Source organism: Streptomyces sp. NPDC059696 (genome assembly GCF_042733745.1).
Taxonomy (GTDB): domain Bacteria; phylum Actinomycetota; class Actinomycetes; order Streptomycetales; family Streptomycetaceae; genus Streptomyces.
Genome location: NZ_JBHWFG010000016.1, coordinates 1 through 21,028 on the forward strand (window position 1 = coordinate 1; position 21,028 = coordinate 21,028).

Annotated in this window: 21 protein-coding genes and 1 pseudogene; 16 read left to right on the top strand and 6 right to left on the bottom strand. The window is 73.0% G+C overall.

What is annotated here, in order from left to right:
- The first annotated feature begins 160 nt into the window (after nucleotides 1-160).
- Nucleotides 161-724, top strand: coding sequence for a DUF6328 family protein (locus ACFV20_RS18765; protein WP_385657948.1), 564 nt, complete (start codon nucleotides 161-163; stop codon nucleotides 722-724).
- Nucleotides 725-853: 129 nt separating this feature from the next.
- On the opposite strand, the gene ACFV20_RS18770 is transcribed toward ACFV20_RS18765, so the two are convergent.
- Entirely contained in the window at nucleotides 854-1,312 is a 459-nt protein-coding gene (locus ACFV20_RS18770) for an ATP-binding protein (protein ID WP_385657950.1), read from the bottom strand.
- A 213-nt stretch (nucleotides 1,313-1,525) separates the two neighbouring features.
- On the opposite strand from ACFV20_RS18770, the gene ACFV20_RS18775 reads away from it, so the two are divergent.
- Both ACFV20_RS18775 and ACFV20_RS18780 read left to right on the top strand, forming a co-directional pair.
- A complete protein-coding gene (locus tag ACFV20_RS18775) occupies nucleotides 1,526-2,386 on the top strand; it encodes a helix-turn-helix domain-containing protein (RefSeq protein WP_385657951.1) in 861 nt (286 codons plus the stop codon).
- Between the two features lie 10 nt (nucleotides 2,387-2,396).
- Nucleotides 2,397-2,627: a DUF397 domain-containing protein gene (locus ACFV20_RS18780; RefSeq protein ID WP_385657952.1), complete on the top strand. Its 231-nt coding sequence runs from the start codon at nucleotides 2,397-2,399 to the stop codon at nucleotides 2,625-2,627.
- A 52-nt stretch (nucleotides 2,628-2,679) separates the two neighbouring features.
- Here the strand turns inward: ACFV20_RS18780 and ACFV20_RS18785 are convergent, their stop codons facing one another.
- Nucleotides 2,680-3,807 carry an 8-amino-7-oxononanoate synthase gene (locus ACFV20_RS18785; RefSeq protein ID WP_385657953.1) on the bottom strand — a complete coding sequence of 376 codons (1,128 nt, stop codon included), beginning with the start codon at nucleotides 3,805-3,807 and terminating at the stop codon, nucleotides 2,680-2,682.
- Nucleotides 3,808-3,957: 150 nt separating this feature from the next.
- On the opposite strand from ACFV20_RS18785, the gene bioB reads away from it, so the two are divergent.
- The 5 genes from bioB to ACFV20_RS18810 all read left to right on the top strand — a co-directional run bounded on the left by bioB (nucleotide 3,958) and on the right by ACFV20_RS18810 (nucleotide 9,284).
- Complete coding sequence (gene bioB, locus ACFV20_RS18790; RefSeq protein ID WP_385657955.1) at nucleotides 3,958-5,133, top strand: biotin synthase BioB; 1,176 nt, start codon at nucleotides 3,958-3,960, stop codon at nucleotides 5,131-5,133.
- Complete coding sequence (locus ACFV20_RS18795; protein ID WP_385657956.1) at nucleotides 5,126-6,532, top strand: adenosylmethionine--8-amino-7-oxononanoate transaminase; 1,407 nt, start codon at nucleotides 5,126-5,128, stop codon at nucleotides 6,530-6,532. Before bioB ends, ACFV20_RS18795 begins: the two co-directional genes overlap by 8 nt.
- Nucleotide 6,533: 1 nt before the next feature.
- The gene (gene bioD, locus ACFV20_RS18800) at nucleotides 6,534-7,259 is read left to right on the top strand and encodes a dethiobiotin synthase (RefSeq protein ID WP_385657957.1); all 726 of its coding nucleotides are present in this window, start codon (nucleotides 6,534-6,536) and stop codon (nucleotides 7,257-7,259) included.
- A 135-nt stretch (nucleotides 7,260-7,394) separates the two neighbouring features.
- The gene (gene bla / locus ACFV20_RS18805; protein WP_385657958.1) at nucleotides 7,395-8,294 is read left to right on the top strand and encodes a class A beta-lactamase; all 900 of its coding nucleotides are present in this window, start codon (nucleotides 7,395-7,397) and stop codon (nucleotides 8,292-8,294) included.
- 315 nt (nucleotides 8,295-8,609) lie between these two features.
- Complete coding sequence (locus ACFV20_RS18810; protein ID WP_385657960.1) at nucleotides 8,610-9,284, top strand: class I SAM-dependent methyltransferase; 675 nt, start codon at nucleotides 8,610-8,612, stop codon at nucleotides 9,282-9,284.
- Here ACFV20_RS18810 and ACFV20_RS18815 read toward each other — a convergent pair whose 3' ends face one another.
- Together ACFV20_RS18815 and ACFV20_RS18820 are read right to left on the bottom strand one after the other, a co-directional pair.
- Entirely contained in the window at nucleotides 9,285-9,539 is a 255-nt protein-coding gene (locus ACFV20_RS18815; RefSeq protein WP_385657962.1) for a hypothetical protein, read from the bottom strand. It abuts the gene before it with no gap.
- Between the two features lie 3 nt (nucleotides 9,540-9,542).
- A pseudogene (locus tag ACFV20_RS18820) lies at nucleotides 9,543-9,716 on the bottom strand (toxin-antitoxin system HicB family antitoxin); the annotation flags it as partial.
- 135 nt (nucleotides 9,717-9,851) lie between these two features.
- Between ACFV20_RS18820 and ACFV20_RS18825 the strand changes: the two are divergent.
- From ACFV20_RS18825 to mug, 8 genes are all read left to right on the top strand, one after another.
- Nucleotides 9,852-10,673 (top strand): ABC transporter ATP-binding protein, encoded by an 822-nt coding sequence (locus ACFV20_RS18825; protein WP_385657963.1) that lies wholly within the window; start codon nucleotides 9,852-9,854, stop codon nucleotides 10,671-10,673.
- 4 nt (nucleotides 10,674-10,677) lie between these two features.
- The gene (locus ACFV20_RS18830; protein ID WP_385657965.1) at nucleotides 10,678-13,245 is read left to right on the top strand and encodes an ABC transporter permease; all 2,568 of its coding nucleotides are present in this window, start codon (nucleotides 10,678-10,680) and stop codon (nucleotides 13,243-13,245) included.
- A gap of 55 nt (nucleotides 13,246-13,300) precedes the next feature.
- Entirely contained in the window at nucleotides 13,301-13,726 is a 426-nt protein-coding gene (locus ACFV20_RS18835) for a GNAT family N-acetyltransferase (protein ID WP_385657967.1), read from the top strand.
- 176 nt (nucleotides 13,727-13,902) lie between these two features.
- Nucleotides 13,903-15,243, top strand: a complete 1,341-nt coding sequence (locus ACFV20_RS18840) for a hemolysin family protein (protein ID WP_385657969.1) — start codon at nucleotides 13,903-13,905, stop codon at nucleotides 15,241-15,243.
- Complete coding sequence (locus tag ACFV20_RS18845) at nucleotides 15,240-16,253, top strand: hemolysin family protein (protein ID WP_385657970.1); 1,014 nt, start codon at nucleotides 15,240-15,242, stop codon at nucleotides 16,251-16,253. The genes ACFV20_RS18840 and ACFV20_RS18845 overlap by 4 nt, the downstream gene beginning before the upstream one ends.
- 109 nt (nucleotides 16,254-16,362) lie before the next feature.
- Nucleotides 16,363-17,142, top strand: a complete 780-nt coding sequence (locus ACFV20_RS18850) for an SGNH/GDSL hydrolase family protein (RefSeq protein WP_385657972.1) — start codon at nucleotides 16,363-16,365, stop codon at nucleotides 17,140-17,142.
- Nucleotides 17,143-17,234: 92 nt separating this feature from the next.
- Entirely contained in the window at nucleotides 17,235-18,677 is a 1,443-nt protein-coding gene (gene purB / locus ACFV20_RS18855) for an adenylosuccinate lyase (protein WP_385657973.1), read from the top strand.
- Nucleotides 18,678-18,690: 13 nt separating this feature from the next.
- A complete protein-coding gene (gene mug / locus ACFV20_RS18860) occupies nucleotides 18,691-19,236 on the top strand; it encodes a G/U mismatch-specific DNA glycosylase (RefSeq protein WP_385657974.1) in 546 nt (181 codons plus the stop codon).
- Nucleotides 19,237-19,284: 48 nt separating this feature from the next.
- Here mug and ACFV20_RS18865 read toward each other — a convergent pair whose 3' ends face one another.
- Nucleotides 19,285-20,010 carry an ABC transporter permease gene (locus ACFV20_RS18865; protein ID WP_385657976.1) on the bottom strand — a complete coding sequence of 242 codons (726 nt, stop codon included), beginning with the start codon at nucleotides 20,008-20,010 and terminating at the stop codon, nucleotides 19,285-19,287.
- Between the two features lie 2 nt (nucleotides 20,011-20,012).
- Complete coding sequence (locus ACFV20_RS18870) at nucleotides 20,013-20,933, bottom strand: ATP-binding cassette domain-containing protein (protein ID WP_385657978.1); 921 nt, start codon at nucleotides 20,931-20,933, stop codon at nucleotides 20,013-20,015.
- Nucleotides 20,934-21,028 lie beyond the last annotated feature (95 nt).

Sequence of the window (21,028 nt, forward strand, 5' to 3'; positions counted from 1 at the left end):
CGTCTGTTTTGTATATGAGACTGGGGTGCGGCTCCATAAGATCTGCACCACGCGCGTCTGGTCGGGGCGCGTTACGTGACCCCCCCGGCGTGCGGGGGCGCCCGGCCGCGCCGCCCCACGCCGGAGCGTGACACGGGCCCGGATGGATACCCGTCACTCCATGGCCGAGCCCCGTCCCTGCACCGCGCGCAACGAGACCCCGCTGCAACGCGCCGACCGCAACTTCGTCGAGCTGCTGCAGGAACTGCGCGTCACCCAGACGGGCGTACAGATCCTCTTCGCCTTCCTGCTGTCGCTGGCCTTCACCTCGCGCTTCGAGGGCCTCGACACGGTCCAGCGCGTGACCTACGTCGTCACGCTGCTGCTGGCGGTCCTGGCCGCCGCCCTCTTCACCGCGCCGGCCGCCCTGCACCGCTCGCTGTTCCAGCAGGGTGCCAAGCCCCGCATCGTGCAGGTCTCCTCACGCCTGGCCACGGCCGGGCTGAGCGTGCTGGTGTTCGCGTTCAGCGGCTCCGTGCTGCTGGTGGTCGACGTGACCACGGGACGGACCGGCGGAATCATCGCGGGCGCCGCGACCTTCCTCACCTGCGTCGGGCTGTGGGGGGTGCTCCCGCGGCTGGTGCGACGGGCTTCGGGGAGCGCGAGTGCGCCGGGAGGCGCCGGCACGGCATCGGTGACGGCTGCGGGCTCCGGCGGGCCGGAAGGCGCGGAGCGGGCGTCGTAGCCGTGGGAGTGGGCCCGGATGTGGGTCGCGCGGGCCGGGGTGCTCGGAGGCACCCGCCGAGAGGTCGTTCAGGTCCTGCCGGCGACGATCTGGTCCTGCATGGGGTCGTTCAGGCCGTGCCGAGAGGGGCTACGGCTCCTGCCGGCCCGTCGCCGTCACCGGCTGGACGGGGACGGCCCACGGAAGCTCGATCGAGATGGTCTTGCCCCCCTCACGGGTGGGGCGGATGCGCAGTCTGCCGCCGCACTCGGCCGTCAGCCAGCGGATGATGACCAGGCCGCGGCCGTTGTCCTGCTGCACGGCCGCGGGCAGGCGTCTGGGAAGACGCGGGTGGCTGTCCGTGACACCGATGCGCAGCCGTTCGTCGCGGTCCAGCTCGACGTCCACGGTGAACGTGGGCGACTGGCCGAAGGTGTGCTGTACGGCGTTGGTGGCCAGTTCGGAGACGATGAGCCGGACGGTGTCGGACACCTCCGTGCCCGCCGGCAGGCCCCACTCCGCCAGCGTGCTCACCACATAGGAGCGCGCGACGGAGACCGAGGCTGGATCGCTCGGCAGAGTGACGGATGCTTCCAAATGGTCTGCCATGGCGACCTCGTCCCTTTTCCACGGGACCGCGGCCCGACACGGAGCGGATGGTTCGAGTACGGTCCCGGACTGGTGCTTCGTCGCCAGACTGCCACCAGAACACCCGTCAAGGTCGGCGATCCACCAAGATATGCATATATCTGTCGCTCAAAACGGTGAACTCTGCGACGCGAGACCGTATTTGGGTGGGTCCGAAGGAGTAAGGAGGAGCCCATGCAGCACGGTCCCGCGGTGCGCCGCCGGAAACTGGGCGCCGAACTGCGTGCGCTGCGCTCCTCGGCGGGGCTCACGAGCGGTGAGGCGGCCCGGCAGGTGGGCTGGCACCAGTCCAAGGTCAGCCGGATCGAGACGGGCACGAGCGGGGTGAAACCGGCCGACGTCCGGTTACTTCTCGACGCCTACGGGGTGGCGGACGTCCAACTCCGCGAACTGCTGATGGTCTTGGCGGGCTCCGAGGACAACGACGGCCGGCACCACTGGTGGCACGCCTACCGGGGTGTCCTGCCGCCGACCTACCGGGACTTCATCAGCCTGGAGTCGCAGGCCGGCGCGATGCGCACGCTGGAGACGACCGTGGTCCCCGGTCTGCTTCAGACGCCCGAGTACGCGCGTGCGGTGACGCGGGCCGCCGTGGAAGGGCTGTCGGAGGAAAGGCTCGACACCCTGGTCGAGGTACGTCTGGCCCGGCAGGACGTGCTGCGCGCGGATCCCCCGCTGGAACTGAGCGCCGTTCTGGACGAGGCGGTACTGCGGCGGGAGGTGGGCGGGCCGGACGTCATGGCCCGTCAGCTGGAACGACTGGTCGAGGCCGCCCGGCTGCCCCAAGTGCGCCTCCAGGTACTGCCGTTCGCCGCCGGGGCGCACATCGGCGTCACCGGACCTTTCGTTATCTTGTCATTTTCGAGCACTTCTGATCTGGATGTGGTTGTTCTCGACCACTTGACGAGTAGCCTCTATCTCGAACGGAAAGAAGACCTCCAGGCCTACACGGAGGCCTTCAACGCCCTTCAGATCCACGCCCTTTCGCCCGAGGACTCGTTGGATTTCATCGCCGGGACAGCCACCGGCGCGTAAGGAGGCACCTATGCGTGCACTGCCTCGTCACGTCCCCTCCAGCATCGAACTGCACGGTGTGCGGTGGTTGCGCAGCAGCTACAGCACCGGAGCGAACAACTGCGTGGAGACCGCCCGTCCGGACAGCCCGCCCTGGGCGGGGCTGCTCGCCGTGCGCGACTCCAAGGACCCGGCCGGACCCGCACTGCTCTTCTCCGCGAGGAGCTGGGCGGCGTTCGCGGCCGGGGTGGACCGTATGTGACCGTCGTCGATCCACACCGTCGTCGTGCGACGCACGGCCGTGTCACGCCGACTCATGGCCGCGTCTCGCCGATCAGTCGTACAGCGCGTTCGATCTGCTGACCGGTCAGGTCCGCGCGTGCGGTCAGCCTGAGCCGTGAGATGCCGTCCGGTACGGAAGGCGGCCGGAAGCACCCCACGGCCAGGCCCGCCGCGCGGCACTGTGCCGCCCAGCGCACGGCGCCCTCGGGAGACGGCGCCCGCACCGAGACCACCGCGGCGTCCGGACGTACCGCTTCCAGACCCGCGGCGGTCAGGCGTGCGTGCAGTTCGCCCGCCACCGCGCGGGCTCGGGCCGCGCGCTCCGGCTCGCGGCGCAGCAGCCGCAGGGCCGACAGCGCCGCCCCCGCCGCCGCGGGAGCGAGACCGGTGTCGAAGATGAACGTCCGGGCCGCGTTGACCAGGTGGTCGACGACCCGGGCCGGGCCGAGGACCGCGCCGCCCTGGCTGCCGAGCGACTTGGACAGCGTGACCGTCGCGACGACGTCGTCCGCGCCCGCGAGCCCCACGGCGTGCGCGGCGCCGCGGCCTCCGTCGCCGAGGACTCCCAGGCCGTGGGCGTCGTCGACGACCAGCCCGGCGCCGTGCTCCCGGCAGGCCTCCGCCAGCGCGGTCAGGGGGGCGGCGTCGCCGTCGACCGAGAAGACGGTGTCGGACACGGCGATCGCCGTGCCCTCGTGCGTCGCCAGCGCCTTCGCCACGGCGTCCGGCTCGGCGTGCGCCACGACCTGGGTACTGCCGCGGGCCAGCCGGCAGCCGTCGATGAGCGAGGCGTGGTTGCCCGCGTCGGAGACGATCAGAGAGCCGTGCGAGGCCAGCGCGGTGACCGCGGCCAGGTTGGCGGCGTAACCGGAGGAGAAGACGAGGGCCGCCTCGAACCCGCAGAAATCGGCCAGTTCCCGTTCGAGTTCGGTGTGCAGTTCGGTGGTGCCGGTGACGAGCCGGGAGCCGGTCGCGCCGCCGCCCCAGGTCCGCGCCGCCCGGGCGGCGCCCTCGGTGACCTCCGGATGGCGGGCCAGCCCGAGATAGTCGTTGCTCGCCAGGTCCAGGAGCGGCGAATCGGCCGGACGGGGGCGCAGAGTCCGCACAAGTCCGGCGCGGGCGCGCAGCTCCGCCTGCTCGTCGATCCAGCCGAACGCCATGGGTGGTCCTCCGGGGAATTTGTAGGCAGTGCACAGACACTAGCGGGACCACCAGCAGGTCAGTGTGTGGCAATACCCACACCTCGAAGCGACTCTGTTGTGCGAACTCTCCTTGGCCCCGGGCACCGACTTAGGACAGGATCGGCTTCCATGGACCTGCTGAACACGCTGGTGGACAAGGGGCTTCGGCGCGAGCTGCCGACCCGCGACGAGGCACTGGCCGTCCTCGCGACGTCCGACGACGACCTGCTCGATGTGGTGGCCGCGGCCGGAAAGGTGCGTCGGCACTGGTTCGGCCGACGGGTGAAACTCAACTATCTCGTCAACCTCAAGTCCGGCCTGTGCCCCGAGGACTGCTCCTACTGTTCGCAGCGGCTCGGCTCGACGGCCGGGATCCTGAAGTACACCTGGCTGAAGCCCGACCAGGCGTCCGACGCGGCGGCGGCCGGTGTGGCCGGCGGGGCCAAGCGGGTGTGCCTGGTGGCGAGCGGGCGCGGCCCGACCGACCGGGACGTGGACCGGGTCTCCGAGACGATCAAGGCGATCAAGGACAACAACGAGGGCGTCGAGGTGTGCGCCTGTCTCGGGCTGCTCTCGGACGGCCAGGCGGAGCGGCTGCGCGAGGCCGGTGCCGACGCCTACAACCACAACCTCAACACGTCCGAAGCGACGTACGGCGAGATCACCACCACGCACACCTACGAGGACCGGGTCGACACCGTGCAGAAGGCGCACGCGGCCGGTCTGTCCGCCTGCTCCGGGCTGATCGCGGGCATGGGCGAGACGGACGAGGACCTGGTGGACGTGGTCTTCTCACTGCGTGAGCTGGACCCGGACTCGGTGCCGGTCAACTTCCTGATCCCGTTCGAGGGCACCCCGCTCGGCAAGGAGTGGAACCTGACGCCGCAGCGGTGCCTGAGGATCCTGGCGATGACGCGGTTCGTCTGCCCGGACGTCGAGGTGCGGATCGCGGGCGGGCGCGAGGTCCATCTGCGCACGATGCAGCCGCTCGCCCTGCACCTGGCCAACTCGATCTTCCTCGGTGACTACCTCACCAGTGAGGGCCAGGCCGGCAAGGCGGACCTGGAGATGATCGCGGACGCCGGGTTCGAGGTGGAGGGCACCGACCAGGTGACGCTGCCCGAGCACCGGGCCACGGGCGGTTGCCACGACGGCGGCGGCGTCTGCGGTTCCGGTGGCGGCGGAGCCTGCGGCTCGGACGCCGCCCCGCAGACCGCCGATTCCCCGGCCGCCGGCGCACCACGCACCGACCTGGTCGCCGTGCGCCGCCGCGGCGCCGGGACGGACCTCGCGCCCAATGCCTGAGCTGACCGCCCCCGAGCTGCTGGAGCTCGACCGGCGGCACGTGTGGCATCCGTACGGCCCGATGCCCGGGCAGCGGGAACCGCTCGTCGTGGAGTCGGCGAGCGGGGTACGGCTGCGGCTCGCCGACGGCTCGGGAGTGCCGGGCGGTCGGGAAGAGCCGAGCGGTCCGGGAGTGCCGGGCGGCCGGGAAGCGCCGAGCGGCCCCGGAGCGCCGGCCGGTCCGGGAGGACCGGGCGGTCCGGGGGAACCGGGCGGTCCGCGCGAGCTGATCGACGGCATGTCGTCCTGGTGGTCGGCGATCCACGGCTACAACCACCCGGTGCTGAACGAGGCCGCCCGCGAGCAGCTCGGGCGGATGAGCCACGTGATGTTCGGCGGGCTCACCCACGAGCCCGCCGTACGGCTGGCGAAGCTCCTTGTCGACATGTCACCCGAGGGCCTGGAGCACGTCTTCCTCGCCGACTCGGGGTCGGTGTCGGTCGAGGTCGCGGTCAAGATGTGCCTGCAGTACTGGCGTTCGCTGGGCCGCCCCGGCAAGCAGCGGCTGCTGACCTGGCGCGGTGGCTACCACGGCGACACCTGGCAGCCCATGTCGGTGTGCGACCCCGAGGGCGGGATGCACGACCTGTGGACCGGGGTGCTGCCGCGTCAGGTGTTCGCCGGCCCGCCCCCGGCGGAGTACGACGAGGCGTACGCCGAGCAGCTGCGGTCGCTGATCGAGCGGCATGCCGGTGAGCTGGCCGCGGTCGTCGTCGAGCCGGTGGTGCAGGGCGCGGGCGGGATGCGGTTCCACTCCCCCGCGTATCTGCGGGTGCTGCGCGAGGCGTGCGACGCGCACGACGTGCTGCTGGTGTTCGACGAGATCGCGACCGGCTTCGGCCGCACGGGCGCGCTGTTCGCGGCGGAGCACGCGGCCGTCACACCCGACGTGATGTGTGTGGGCAAGGCGCTGACCGGCGGTTATCTGACGATGGCGGCGACGCTGTGCACCGCGCGCGTGGCCGACGGCATCTCGCGGGGCGAGGTGCCGGTGCTCGCGCACGGTCCCACCTTCATGGGCAATCCGCTGGCCGCCGCGGTGGCCTGCGCCTCGATCGAGTTGCTGCTCGGTCAGGACTGGCTCGCGGAGGTCAAGCGGATCGAGTCGGGGCTGCGGGACGGGCTCGCGCCCGCCTCGGACCTGCCGGGTGTGCGGGAGGTCCGGGTGCTCGGCGCCATCGGCGTCGTCCAGCTGGACCACCCCGTGGACATGGAAGCGGCGACGGCGGCGGCCGTGCGCGAGGGCGTGTGGCTGCGGCCGTTCCGCGATCTGATCTACACCATGCCGCCGTATGTGACGGGCGACGAGGACCTGGCGCGGATCGCGCGGGCCGTGTGCGCGGCGGCGCGGGAGGGATGACATGCCGGTACTGGTGATCACGGGCACGGGCACGGAGGTCGGCAAGACGGTCGTGACCGCCGCTCTCGCCGCGACGGCCCTGGCCGCCGGCCGCTCGGTGGCCGTGCTGAAGGCGGCGCAGACGGGCGTGGGGCCGGACGAGCCCGGGGACGCCGCCGAGGTGGCGCGCCTCGCGGGCGGGGTGACGACGGCCGAAGTCGCCCGTTATCCGGAGCCCTTGGCCCCGGCGACGGCGGCGCGCCGGGCAGGCCGGGCCCCGGTCCGGCCGCACGAGGTCGCGGAGACCGCCGCGAAACTGGCCACCGAGCACGACCTGGTGCTGGTCGAGGGCGCCGGCGGACTGCTCGTCCGGTTCGACGCGGCCGGGGGGACCCTGGCGGACGCGGCGCGGCTGTTGTCGGCGCCGGTACTGGTGGTGGCGCAGGCGGGACTCGGCACCCTCAACGCGACGGAGCTGACGACGCGTGAACTGCGTGCCCGGGAGCTGGAACCGGCCGGGATCGTGATCGGGAGCTGGCCGGCGGCCCCGGACCTCGCGGCGCGCTGCAACCTCGCGGACCTGCCGGAGGTGGCCGGAGCCCCGCTGCTGGGCTCCGTCCCGGCCGGCTCCGGCGCCCTGTCCCCCGCCGCGTTCCGGGCGGCCGCGCCGCACTGGCTGGCGCCCCGGCTGGACGGCTCGTGGGACGCGGAGGCGTTCCGGGAACGGGAGGCGCCCGAGGCGTTCTGAGGGGCCGGGGCGGCGGGCGGTGGAACCGGTGCGGCCGTGATCGCGTTCTGAGGGGCCGGGGCGGCGGGCGGTGGAACCGGTGTGGCCGTGATCGCGTTCTGATGTACGACCGTGATCACCTCCGAAGGGACCACCTTGCACGCGAACGGATTACGCCCGTCCCGCCGTACGGCCCTCGTCCTGGGCACGGCCGCCGCTCTCGCCCTGGGCGGCGGCACGGCCCACGCGTCGGCCGGCACCGCCGGTGTCGCCGCGCGGCTGCGGGAACTGGAGCGGGAGCACACCGCACGACTGGGCGTGTACGCCCGCAACCTGCGCACGGGCCGGACGGTGGCGTACCGGGCCGACGAGCGCTTCCCGATGGCCTCGGTGTTCAAGACGCTCGCCGCCGCGGCCGTCCTGCGCGACCTGGACCGCGACGGCGAGTTCCTGGCCCGGCGCGTCCACTACACCCAGGGGTACGTCGACCGGTCCGGCCACTCCCCCGTCACCGGGGAGCACGTCGGAACCGGCATGACCATCGGCGAACTGTGCGACGCGACCATCCGCTTCAGCGACAACACCGCGGGCAACCTGCTCCTGAAGGAGCTGGGCGGTCCGGCCGCCGTGACACGGTTCTGCCGCTCGGTCGGTGACCGCGTCACCCGGCTGGACCGCTGGGAGCCCGAGCTCAACTCGGCGGAGCCGTGGCGCGTGACCGACACGACCTCCCCGCGCGCCGTCGGCCTGACCTACGCCCGGCTGGTGCTCGGCGACGCACTCAAGCCCCGGGACAGGGCCCGGCTCACGGACTGGCTGCTGCGCAACACCACGAGCCTGGACCGGTTCCGCAAAGGCCTGCCGGCCGACTGGCTGCTCGCCGACAAGACGGGGGGCGGCCGGTACGGCAGCAACAACGACGTGGGCATCGCCTGGCCGCCGGACGGCCCGCCGATCGTGCTGTCGGTCCTGACCACGCAGCCGGAGGAGGACGCCGAGGCCGACCATCCGCTCGTGGCGCGCACGGCCGCGCTGCTGGCGGCGGAGCTCGCGTAGCGGGCCGCCGAAGCGTATCGGCGCTCGTACCGGCGTCGCGCGGGCCCGCTCACAGCCCGCGCGACGCATGCCGACCTCGCGCAGGCCCGCGCACGACCCGCGCCACGCATGCCGGCCCCGCCGCGAACCAGCGCACCGCCCGCGCCACGCATGCCGACCTCGCGCAGGCCCGCGCACGACCCGCGCGACGCATGCCGGATCCTCCCCGCGGGGGGCCGCCCGGCTCCTCCCTCGGTGGGCGGCAGGGGTGCGGCGGGCTCCCGCGGGGGAGAATCACCCCGAGGCTTCAGGCCGGCCCCGTCAGGGAGGTTCCCCATGCCGCTGCGCTCCGGCAAGGTGCCACGGGACGCCGTGCACCATCCGCTGTTCGCCCGCTGCTACGCGAGGATCAGTGTGGCCGCCGAGACCCGGATGGGCATGGGCCGGATCCGCGGGAGACTCCTCGACGGGCTGTCCGGGCGGGTGATCGAGATCGGCGCGGGCAACGGGCTGAACTTCGCGCACTACCCCGGCACCGTCGCGGAGGTGGTGGCCATCGAACCGGAGCGGCGGCTGCGGCACCTGGCCGTGGAGGCCGCGCTGCGGGCCGAGGTGCCGGTGGACGTGGTGCCGGGGGTGGCCGAGGCGCTGCCGGTCAAGAGCGAGGGCTTCGACGCGGCCGTGGTGTCCCTGGTGCTGTGCAGTGTGCGGGACGTCCCCCGGGCGCTCGGGGAGCTGCGGCGGGTGCTGCGGCCGGGTGGCGAGGTGCGGTTCTTCGAGCACGGCCGGGGCGGCGGCCGGGCGATGACCCTCACGCAGCACGCCCTGGACCGGACGGTGTGGCCGGCGCTGAGCGGGGGCTGCCACGTGGCCCGGGAGCCGGTGCGGGCGCTGCGGGAGGCCGGATTCGAACTCGGTCCCTACCGGCGGGTGCTCATGCCGGAGGAGGGGCCGAGGCTGCCGAGTTCGTACTGTGTGCTCGGCGCGGCGTGGCGCCCGGCCGACGGGTAGTCACAGGGTCCACTGGCGCGGTTCCCGCTCGATGTCCCGTACGGACGCCTCGTCCAGCGCGGGGGCGTGGAGCGGGAGCTGGAGCAGGGCGGCGGCGCGGGCGTGCGGGCTGTCGTGGACGGGGACACCGAACAGGGCGGCCCGGTGGCGTGCGACGGCGGCGACGAGGGCTCCCCAGTCGGTGACCTGAGGGTCTCCGGGGTCTTCCGCTCGGCGAGCACCAGCAGCCAGGCGAGTCGACCTCGAAGTTGTCAAAGGTCAGCGGCGACCTTCGCGCGTGCCCTCGCGGTCTTCCCCCGCTCCCGGCTTCGCCCGGGCGGGGGCGCCCCCGTCGAACTCCTCGGCGAGGACGGACTCGTACTGCTTCATGAAGTCCGCGGCGGCTTCCACGAAGGTGTGGCCCACCTCGCCGGTGTCCTGTCCGACGAGTTCCATACCCCGAAGCCGGCGCGCTGGTGCCGGCACCGGCAAGGGCGAGTCCGACCCGCGGAGGATTCCGAGTGTGGGCCGGGTCACATTACGCTCGGGCAAGGTTGAGGTCCTGAGGCAAACCCAGAGGAGGCGGCCTTGTCCACACCTGCTGCGGAGCACGCTCCCGGCCTCGCACCGGCCGACCGGATCGCGGCCCGCGCCCGCGGTCTCACCAAGGCGTACGGCGCGGGCGAGACGGCCGTGCTCGCGCTGGACTCGGTGGACGTGGACGTCGTCCGGGGCCGGTTCACCGCGGTGATGGGCCCGTCGGGCTCGGGGAAGTCCACCCTGATGCACTGCCTCGCGGGGCTCGACACCGTCTCGGCCGGTCAGGTGTGGCTGGGCGACACGGAGATCACCGGGCTGCGGGAGCGGGAGCTGACGCGGCTGCGCCGGGACCGGATCGGGTTCATGTTCCAGTCGTTCAACCTCATCCCGACCCTCAACGCGCTGGAGAACATCACTTTGCCGATGGACATCGCGGGCCGGAAGGCCGACGCGACGTGGCTGGACCAGGTGATCGACACCCTGGGCCTGCGGGACCGGCTCGGGCACCGGCCCTCGCAGCTCTCCGGCGGGCAGCAGCAGCGCGTGGCCTGCGCGCGGGCGCTGGCCTCCCGCCCCGAGCTGATCTTCGCGGACGAGCCGACCGGCAACCTCGATTCGCGGGCCGGCCTGGAGGTGCTGGGCTTCCTGCGCGAGGCGGTGGACCAGCTGGGGCAGACCGTCGTCATGGTCACCCACGACCCCGGCGCGGCCGCCCACTCGGACCTGGTGCTCTTCCTCGGAGACGGCCGGATCGTCGACGAGATGCGGCACCCCACCGCCGAGGCGGTCCTGGAGCGGATGAAGAGGTTCGACGTGATCCGCACCCGTGCCGGGGGCACAGACGCCCCGGCGTCGCCCGAGGAGAAGTGAGCCCGTGCTCAAGGCGACCCTGCGGAGCTTCCTGGCGCACAAGGGGCGGCTGCTGCTCTCCGCGCTCGCCGTCCTGTTGTCCGTCGCGTTCGTCACCGGCAGCCTGATCTTCTCGGACACCGTCAGCCGCACCTTCGACCGGCTGTTCGCGTCCACCGCGGCGGACGTCACGGTCAGTCCGAAGGAGGACCTCGACGAGGCGGTGCCCTCCGGCCGCACGGCCACCCTGCCCGCCGCGCTCGCCGCACGGGTCCGGCAGGTCGACGGGGTCGCGGCGGCCCGCGCCGACGTGAAGGTGAACGGCCTCACGGTCGTCGACGAGAACAACGAACCCGTGGGTCCGACCACCGGGGCGCCGACGCTGGGCAACGCGTGGAACCCGAACGAGCGCAGCCCCGTGCGGCTCGCCTCGGGCCATGCCCCGCGCGGACCCGGCCAGGTGTTGCTCGACGCGGAGACCGCCGATCGCAAGGACGTGCGCGTCGGCGACACCCTCACCGTCATCGCGCCCCCGGGGTCGTTCAGGGTCCGGGTGGTCGGCATCGTCTCGTTCAGGACGACGAATCCCGGCTCCGCGCTGCTCTACTTCGACCCGCCCACGGCGCAGGCGAAGCTGCTCGGCCGGCCGGGGACGGCGACCGGCATCTCGGTCGACGCGGCTCGGGGCGTCAGCGACGACCAGCTCAAACGACGCGTCGCCGGGGCGCTCGGCGCGCACACCTACGACTTCAGGACGGCCGGGGAACAGGCCGAGTCGGACGTCCAGCAGCTGGGCGGGTTCCTCGACGTCATCAAGTACGTGATGCTCGGCTTCGCCGGGGTCGCCGTGCTGGTCGGCGTGTTCCTGATCGTCAACACCTTCTCCATGCTGATCGCCCAGCGCACCCGGGAGCTGGGCCTGCTGCGCGCGCTGGGAGCCGACCGGCGCCAGGTCCGCGCCTCGGTGCTCACCGAGGCGTTGCTGCTCGGGCTGGTCGGCTCCACCCTGGGGCTCGCCGCGGGCATCGGCCTGGCGGCCGGGCTGATCGGGCTGATGGGCCTGCTGGGCATGAACATCGACGCCGGCGAGATGGAGATCGGCTGGGCGACCCCGGTGGCGGCGTACGTCGTCGGGCTCGGCGTCACCTTCGTCGCCGCGTACCTCCCGGCCCGGCGGGCCGCGGGTGTCTCCCCGATGGCGGCCCTCTCGGACGCCGAGGTCGCGGGGGTGGGCCGGCCGCTGCGGATGCGGGCGGTGGCGGGCGCGGTCGTCGGGGCGGCCGGTGCGGCGGCGCTCGCGGGCTGCGCGGTGTCGCAGCGGACGCCGTCGGCGGCCTCCCTGCTGGGTCTCGGGGTGGCGCTCACCCTGATCGCGACGGTGATCGCCGGGCCGCTGCTGGTGCGCCCGGTGATCCGGGTGCTCGGCGCGGCCTTCCCCGCCCTGTTCGGTTCGATCGGCCGGATGAGCCAGCGCAACGCGCTGCGCAACCCCCGCCGCACCGGGGCCACGGCCGCGGCCCTGATGGTGGGCATCGCGCTGGTCGGCGGGATGTCGGTGGCGAGCGAGTCGATGACCGCCTCGTTCGACCGGCAGATCGACAGGACGCTCGGCGCCGATTTCGTCGTCCAGAACAGCAACTTCCAGACGTTCCCGCGTGAGGTCACCGACAAGGTGCGCCGCACCGACGGCGTGGGCCTGGTCGTGCGCGGGCGGTTCACACCGGTCGCGGTGCGTCTCCCGGACGGCGACCGCGTCGAGACCACGGCGGCGGGCTACGGTCCGCGGCTCGACGAGGTCGCCAACATCACGTACTCGCAGGGCGACTCGGCGTCGGCGCTCGCGAGCGGGCACCTGGCCATGGACCGGGACTTCGCACGCGACCACGACGTCCGGGTGGGCAGCACCCTGCCCGTGCGGTTCCCGGGCGGGCGCTCGGCCCGGCTGACGGTCGGCGCGCTCACCGACCAGGACGCCGCCGAGGGATTCGGCACCCAGGGCGGGCTGTTCTTCGGTCTGAACACCCTGGAGCGGTACGCGCCCGGCGGACAGGACTCCGCGCTGTACGTCAACGCCGCCGCCGGCACGGGCGACGACGCCCTGCGCGCGGCCCTGGAGAAGACCCTGGATCCGTATCCGCAGGTGCAGGTGCGGGACATGGCCGACTACAAGAGGCTCGTCCACGACCAGATCGCCGTCCTGTTGTACCTGGTGTACGCGCTGCTCGGGCTGGCGATCATCATCGCGGTGCTGGGTGTGGTCAACACGCTCGCCCTGTCGGTCGTCGAACGCACCCGGGAGATCGGCCTGCTGCGGGCGATCGGGCTGGCCCGGCGCCAGCTGCGGCGGATGATCCGGCTGGAGTCGGTGGTGATCGCGGTGTTCGGCGCCGTCCTCGGGCTCGCGCTGGGGCTGGTGTGGGGGGTGTCCATGCACCGGGTGCTGGCGCTCCAGGGCATGACGGTCCTCGCGATCCCGTGGCTCACGATCGTCCTGGTGGTGGTCGGCTCGGCGGTGGTCGGGGTCGTGGCGGCGCTGCTGCCGGCGTTGCGCGCCTCCCGTATGAACGTGCTGGCGGCCATCGCGCACGAGTGACGTCCGGATGGTGAAACGGTCTGACACGGACGGGCACGAGTGCTGTGATCATGCGATGACCGATGTGCGCATCCGGGCCGCGACGCCCGAGGACCTCGACGCCGTGCTGGCCTTCTGGAAGGTGGCCGCCGAGGGCACGAGCATCAGTGACGACCGCGGCGGCGTGGAGCGGCTGGTGGAGCGTGACCCCGGGGCGCTGATCCTGGCCGAACACCGGGGAGAGCCGGCCGGCACGGTGATCGCCGGGTTCGACGGCTGGCGCTGCCATCTGTACCGGCTGGCCGTGCACCCGGACCGGCGCCGCCGGGGGATCGCCACGGCGCTGCTCGCCGCCGCGGAGAAACGGTTCGTACGGCTCGGCGGGCGCCGGGCGGACGCGATGGTGCTCACGCGCAACGAGACCGCGCACCGGACGTGGGGAGCGGCGGGTTACGGGGCAGAGGAGCAGTGGCGACGCTGGGTGAAGCCGCTCACCGGGTAGGCGCGGCCGGGAGGTGGTGGCCGCACCCGGAAGAGGACTTTGCCCATCCTTTACTCTTGAATGGCCACTCGGTCCGGCATGAAAGGTTGTGAGCCTCCGCCCATGGGCGAGCCTCCCCGTGCGCGACACCGCGCGTTCCGCCCCGTCCTGGAGAACCATGGAACGGGGGTGAACCGATGACCGAAGTGCTCCTGCTCCTGGCGGCGATCGCGCTCTCGCTCGCCTGCGGTGCCTTCGTCGCGGCCGAGTTCTCCCTCACCACGGTCGAGCGCGCCGAGCTGGAACAGGCCGTGGAGCGCGGCGAGCGGGGTGCGCAGGGCGCGCTGAAGGCCGTACGGAACCTGACGTTCCAGCTTTCCGGGGCGCAGCTCGGCATCACCGTCACGAACCTGGTCGTCGGCATGCTCGCCGAGCCGTCGATCGCCGCCCTGATCGCCGGGCCGCTGGAGGACCTGGGCGTCTCGCGCTCGGCGTCGCACAGCATCGCGCTGGTGATCGGCACCGCCCTGTCCACGGTGTTCCTGATGGTCGTCGGCGAGCTGGTGCCCAAGAACTGGGCGATCTCCTCGCCGCTGACGGTCGCCAAGACCGTGGGCAACGCCCAGCGCTGGTTCAGCGCCGCGTTCCGGCCCTTCATCACCCACCTGAACAACACGGCGAACCGGGTGGTGCGGCGCATCGGGGTCGAGCCGGCCGAGGAGCTGGCCTCGGCGCGCGGTCCGCAGGAACTGGCCGCCCTCGCCCGGCACTCCGCCAAGGAGGGCGCCCTGGAGGCGGACACCGCGGAGCTGTTCGTGCGGACCCTGAACCTCGCCGATCTGACCGCCGAGAACGTCATGACGCCGCGGGTGCAGGTCGTCGCGCTGGAGGTGCAGGCGACCCTGGAGGACGTGGCGAACGCGACCCGGGCGACGGGCCTGTCCCGGTTCCCCGTCTACCGCGGCACCCTCGACTCGGTCGTCGGCACGGCGCACGTGAAGGACGTGCTGGCGGTGCCCGCCGAACGCCGCCCCCGGATCCACGTCTCCGAGCTGATGCGCGAACCCCTGCTGGTCCCGGAGACGCTCACCGTGGACCGGCTTCTGGACCGGCTCTCCGGCAAGCACACGATGGCCGTCGTGATCGACGAGTACGGTGGCACGGCCGGTGTGGCCACGCTGGAGGACATCGTCGAGGAGGTCGTCGGCGAGGTGCGCGACGAGCACGACCCGCACGAGACGCCCGACCTGGCCCCGGCCGGCACCGACGAGTCGGGACACGCGCTGTACTCGGCCGACGGATCCGCGCGCGTGGACCACCTGGAACGGATCGGGCTGCGCGCGCCGGAGGGGCCCTACGAGACGCTCGCCGGGCTGGTGGCGTCGGTGCTCGGCCGGATACCGGAGGCCGGTGACACGCTCGAGGTCGCCGGCTGGCACCTGGAGGTCCTGGACGCGACGGGGCGCCGGGCGGCCCGCGTCCTGCTGCGCGCCCCGCTCGACGACGAGAAGCCCGACGTGAAGGGGGCGGAACTGTGACCGCCGTCCAGCTGCTGATCGGACTGGCGACGCTGGTCGTCAACGCCTTCTTCGTGGGGGCCGAGTTCGCCCTGATCTCCGTGCGCCGCAGCCAGATCGAGCCCTACGCCGACCAGGGCGACCGGCGCGCCAAGAGCGTGCTGTGGGGTCTGGAGCACGTGTCCGCGCTGATGGCGGCCGCGCAGCTCGGCATCACGCTGTGCACGCTGGTGCTGGGTGTGGTGGCCGAGCCCGCGATCGCTCATCTGCTGGAGCCGGTGTTCCACGCGGTGGGCGTGCCCGAGGGAGCGGGACACGCGGTGTCCTTCGTGATCGCGCTGTCGCTGGCGACCTATCTGCACATGCTGCTCGGTGAGATGGTGCCGAAGAACATCGCGCTCGCCGAGCCGGTGCGCAGCGCGCTGGCGCTCGGCCCGCCCCTGGTGGCGCTGTCCCGCGCCCTGCGCCCGGTGATCTTCACGGTGAACGCGTTCGCCAACACCCTGCTGAAGCTGCTGCGGGTGGAGGCCCGCGAGGAGGTCGCCGCCTCCTACTCGGACGCCGAGATAGCGCGGATCGTGAAGGACTCCAGCGAGGCCGGCCTGATCGACGACCGCGCCCAGGAACGCCTGCGCGACGCGCTGGAGCTGGGCCGCCGCCCCGTGCGGGACGTGGTGCTGCCGCTGGAGCGCGTGGTGTACGCGCGTGTGGGGGTGACGCCGGAGGAGCTGGAGCGGCTGTCGGCGGAGTCCGGGTTCTCGCGCTTCCCGGTGGTGGACGAGGGGCGGCGGATCGTCGGTTATCTGCACGTCAAGGACGCCCTGGACGCCCCCGGCCGGACCACGCCGTTCCGGCTGCGGGACATGCGCCCCATCGCCCGCGTACGGGAGCACACGCCCCTCGACGACGTCCTCACGGCGATGCGGGGCAGCCGCACCCACCTCGCGGCCGTCCTCGGGGCGGACGGGCGGCTGGCGGGGCTCGTGACCATGGAGGACGTCCTGCGGGAGCTGTTCGGTCTGCGGGCGTGAGGACGTGGGTCCGGCGGGCTGCGGGAGCCGCCGGTTCGCAGGGTCGAAGCCCGCTCCCGGGGGACCGACCGACTGCTGGGTATGTGCACGGGATACCATTTCCGTCGCCATGCAGACGAACCCCACCTACAGCAGCCTGGTCGCCCTCGGCGACTCCTTCACCGAGGGCATGTCGGACCTGATGCCCGACGGCACCTACCGGGGCTGGGCCGACCTGCTCGCCGCGCGGATGGCGGCCCGTACGCCCGGCTTCCGGTACGCCAACCTCGCGGTCCGCGGCAAGCTGATCCAGCAGATCGTCGACGAGCAGGTCGACGTCGCGGCGGCCATGGGGGCCGACGTGATCACGCTGGTCGGCGGGCTCAACGACACGCTGCGGCCCGCGTGCGACATGGGCCGGGTCCGCGGGCTCCTCACGGAGGCGGTGGAGAAGCTGGCCCCCGCCTGCCGGCAGCTCGTCCTGATGCGCAGCCCGGGCCGGCAGGGCCCGGTCCTGGAGCGCTTCCGGCCGCGCATGGAGGAGTTGTTCGCCTGCGTCGACGAGCTGGCCGCCCGGCACGGCGCGCTCGTCGTCGACCTGTACGGCGCGCCCTCCCTGAGCGACCCGCGGATGTGGGACGTGGACCGGCTGCACCTGACGGCCGAGGGGCACCGCCGGGTCGCCGAGGCGGTCTGGCAGGCGCTGGGCCACGACCCGGAGGACGCCGAGTGGCGCACGCCGATGCCGGCGACACTGCCGCCGGGCTGGGTGGCACGGCGGGTGGCGGACGCGCGGTTCGCCCGGCAGCACCTGCTGCCGTGGATAGGCCGCCGTCTGACGGGCCGCTCCTCGGGCGACGGCCTGCCCCCGAAGCGACCGGACCTGTTGCCCTACCAGGACCCGGCGTAGCCGCAGGTGGACGCGCCCGCCGTGCCTTCGTAGGTTCCGACGAAGACACCCGGGGCGCTGGCCTGCACGAATCGCCAGTAGAATCCGTCCACGTGACTTCCGCTCCCGCCAAGCCCCGCATCCCGAACGTCCTCGCCGGACGCTACGCCTCCGCCGAGCTCGCCACGCTCTGGTCGCCCGAGCAGAAGGTGAGGCTGGAGCGGCAGCTCTGGCTCGCCGTGCTGCGGGCCCAGAAGGACCTCGGCATCGAGGTGCCGGACGCGGCGCTCGCCGACTACGAGCGTGTGCTCGACACCGTCGACCTCGCCTCCATCGCCGAGCGCGAGAAGGTCACGCGGCACGATGTGAAGGCGCGGATCGAGGAGTTCAACGCTCTCGCCGGGCACGAGCACGTGCACAAGGGCATGACCTCCCGCGACCTCACCGAGAACGTCGAGCAGCTGCAGATCCGCCTGTCGCTGGAGCTGGTGCGCGACCGCGCGGTCGCCGTCCTGGCCCGGCTCGGCAAGCTGTCCGGCGAGTACGGCGAGCTGGTCATGGCCGGCCGCTCGCACAACGTCGCCGCCCAGGCCACCACCCTCGGCAAGCGCTTCGCCACCGCCACCGACGAGCTGCTCGTCGCGTTCGCCCGGATCGAGGAGCTGCTGGGCCGCTACCCGCTGCGCGGCATCAAGGGCCCGGTCGGCACCGCGCAGGACATGCTGGACCTGCTCGGCGGAGACGCCGGGAAGCTCGCGGACCTGGAGCAGCGGATCGCGAAGCACCTGGGCTTCTCGCAGGCGTTCACCTCGGTCGGCCAGGTCTACCCGCGCTCCCTGGACTATGAGGTCGTCACCGCGCTGGTGCAGCTGGCGGCGGCCCCGTCGTCGCTGGCCAAGACGATCCGGCTGATGGCCGGGCACGAGCTGGTCACCGAGGGCTTCAAGCCCGGCCAGGTCGGCTCCTCGGCGATGCCGCACAAGATGAACACCCGCTCCTGCGAGCGCGTCAACGGCCTCATGGTGATCCTGCGCGGCTACGCCTCGATGACCGGCGAGCTGGCGGGCGACCAGTGGAACGAGGGTGACGTGTCCTGCTCGGTGGTGCGCCGGGTCGCGCTGCCCGACGCGTTCTTCGCGCTGGACGGTCTGCTGGAGACGTTCCTGACGGTGCTCGACGAGTTCGGCGCGTTCCCGGCGGTCGTCGCCCGTGAACTCGACCGCTACCTGCCGTTCCTCGCCACCACCAAGGTGCTCATGGGTGCCGTGCGCGCGGGTGTCGGCCGGGAGCTCGCCCACGAGGCGATCAAGGAGAACGCCGTCGCCTCCGCGCTCGCCATGCGTGAGCAGGGCGCCGAGCGCAACGAGCTGCTCGACAAGCTGGCCGCCGACGCGCGCATCCCGCTGGACCGGGACCAGCTGGACGCGCTGATGGCCGACAAGCTGTCCTTCACCGGTGCCGCGGGCGACCAGGTCGCCGCCGTCGTCGCCCGGGTCGAGGAGATCGTCAAGCAGCACCCCGAGGCCGCGGGCTACACGCCCGGCGCGATCCTCTGACGCGCTGTTCCCCATGGCGCGTTTCACCCCCGAGGAGCTGGAGGCCGCCCGCGACCGCGTCGTGCCCGACGTGGTCGCGGAGGGCCTGCGGGTCCTGTTCTGCGGCATCAACCCCGGCCTGATGACGGCCGCCACGGGCCATCACTTCGCCCGGCCGGGCAACCGCTTCTGGCCTGCGCTGCACCGGTCCGGGTTCACGCCGCGCCTGCTGAAGCCGTCCGAGCAGCAGGAGCTGCTGTCGTACGGGCTGGGCATCACCAACGTCGTGGCGCGGGCCTCCGCGCGGGCCGACGAGCTGAGCGCCGAGGAGTACCGGGAGGGCGGGCGGCTGCTCACGGCGAAGGTGGAGCGGCTGCGGCCGCGCTGGCTGGCGGTGGTCGGCGTGACCGCGTACCGCGCCGCGTTCGACGACCGCACGGCGCGGGTGGGGCCGCAGGCGCGGACGATCGGTGACACGCGCGTGTGGGTGCTGCCCAATCCGAGCGGCCTGAACGCGCACTGGACGCTCGCGACGATGGCCGAGGAGTTCGGACGGCTGCGGGAAGCCGCCGAAGGCTGATCCTCCCTGCGCCGGGTGCTCTCCCCGCCGGGCGCCGGCCGGCCCTCCTCAAGCGTCGCTGCGGCGCACCCGCCAGGCTCCCGCCAGGAGGGCCGCGGCCGACCACAGCGCGGTCACCGCGAGCCCCGACCACGGGCCGAGGGCACCGTCGTACGTCTCCCGGAGGACCAGCTGCCCGGCCTTGTCGGGCAGGAAGTCGGCGACGGTGCCGGTCGCGTCGCCGATCACGAACGACACGACGAGGATGAACGGCACCAGCAGGGAGAGGGTCGCCACGCCGCTGCGGAGCAGGGCGGCGATCCCCGCGGCGAACAGGGCCATCAGCATCAGGTAGACACCGCAGCCCACGACCCCGCGCACCTGCTCACCGGCGCTGAGCCCGCGGGCCGCCGTGCCGAGCCCCGCCCGCCCCGCGAGCAGGGCGGCGAGGGCCGTCACCAGCCCCACGAGCAGCGCCGGCACGGCGATGACGGCGGCCTTGGCGGCGAACCACCTCCCCCGCTGCGGCACCGCGGCCAGGGACAGCCGCAGCCCGCCCTGGTGGAACTCCGACGACACCGCCATGGCCCCGAAGGTGACGGCCGCGATCTGCCCCGGTATCACGCCCGAGAGGGCCGTGAACAGCGGATCGAATCCCGGGTCGGAGACATCGGAGGCTCCGGCGAGCGCCGAGAACGCCGTGGTCGCCGCGAACAGCGCCAGCAGCGCCCCCGGCAGCGAGCGCAGCGTGCGGACCTTCAGCCACTCGGAGCGCAGCACGGGTGTGACCTCCATGGTCAGGCCTCCTGCGGCTGTGCGGTGAACTCGGTCTCGGCCCCGGTGAGGTCGAAGTAGGCCTGCTCCAAGGTGCCCTCCTCGGCGGCCAGTTCCAGGACGGGCACACCCGCGGCCGAGGCGATGCGGCCGACGTCGTCCACGCGCGCGTCGTGCACGGTCCAGTGCCCGTCCGTGTGTTCCTCGGCGTCGTGGCCGTGCCGGGCGAGGGCCGCGGTGAGGGCGCCCGGTTCGGTCGTGCGGATGCGGACCCGGGGTCGTACGCGGGCGTCGATGAAGTCCCGCACGGGGGTGTCGGCGAGGAGCCGGCCCCGGCCGAGGACGACCAGGTGGTCGGCGAAGGACGCGGTCTCGTTCATCAGATGGCTGGAGACCAGGACCGTGCGGCCCTCCCCCGCGAGCCGGCGCAGCAACCGGCGGATCCACACGATGCCTTCGGGGTCGAGGCCGTTGGACGGCTCGTCCAGCATGACCACCCCGGGATCGCCCAGCAGGGCGGCGGCGATGCCGAGCCGCTGGCGCATGCCCAGGGAGTACGTCCGTACGCGGCGCCGGGCCACCGGTGCCAGGCCCGTCTCCTCCAGGACCTCGTCGACCCGCCGGTCCGGGACGCGGTTGCTCGTGGCGAGGACGCGGAGGTGGTCGCGGGCGGTGCGGGAGCCGTGCGCGGCCTGTGCGTCGAGCAGGGCGCCCACGTGGCGCAGGGGTTCGCGCAGCGCCGGGTAGGGCCGGCCGCCGATCGTGGCGGAGCCGGAGGTCGGCCGGTCGAGGCCGAGCACCAGCCGCATGGTGGTGGACTTTCCGGCGCCGTTCGGGCCGAGGAAGCCGGTGACGCGGCCGGGCAGGACGCGGACGGTGAGCCGGTCCACCGCTCGCCGGTCGCCGAACTCCTTGGTGAGGTCCTGGACGTCGATGCTGGTCATGGCATCAGCGTGGCCTCGCGCAGGGGGCGCCGGCCTCCCCCGGCGGTGGAGATCGTCTCCCCCGTGCGGGGGAGGTTCCCGGCCGGTGGGGGCTG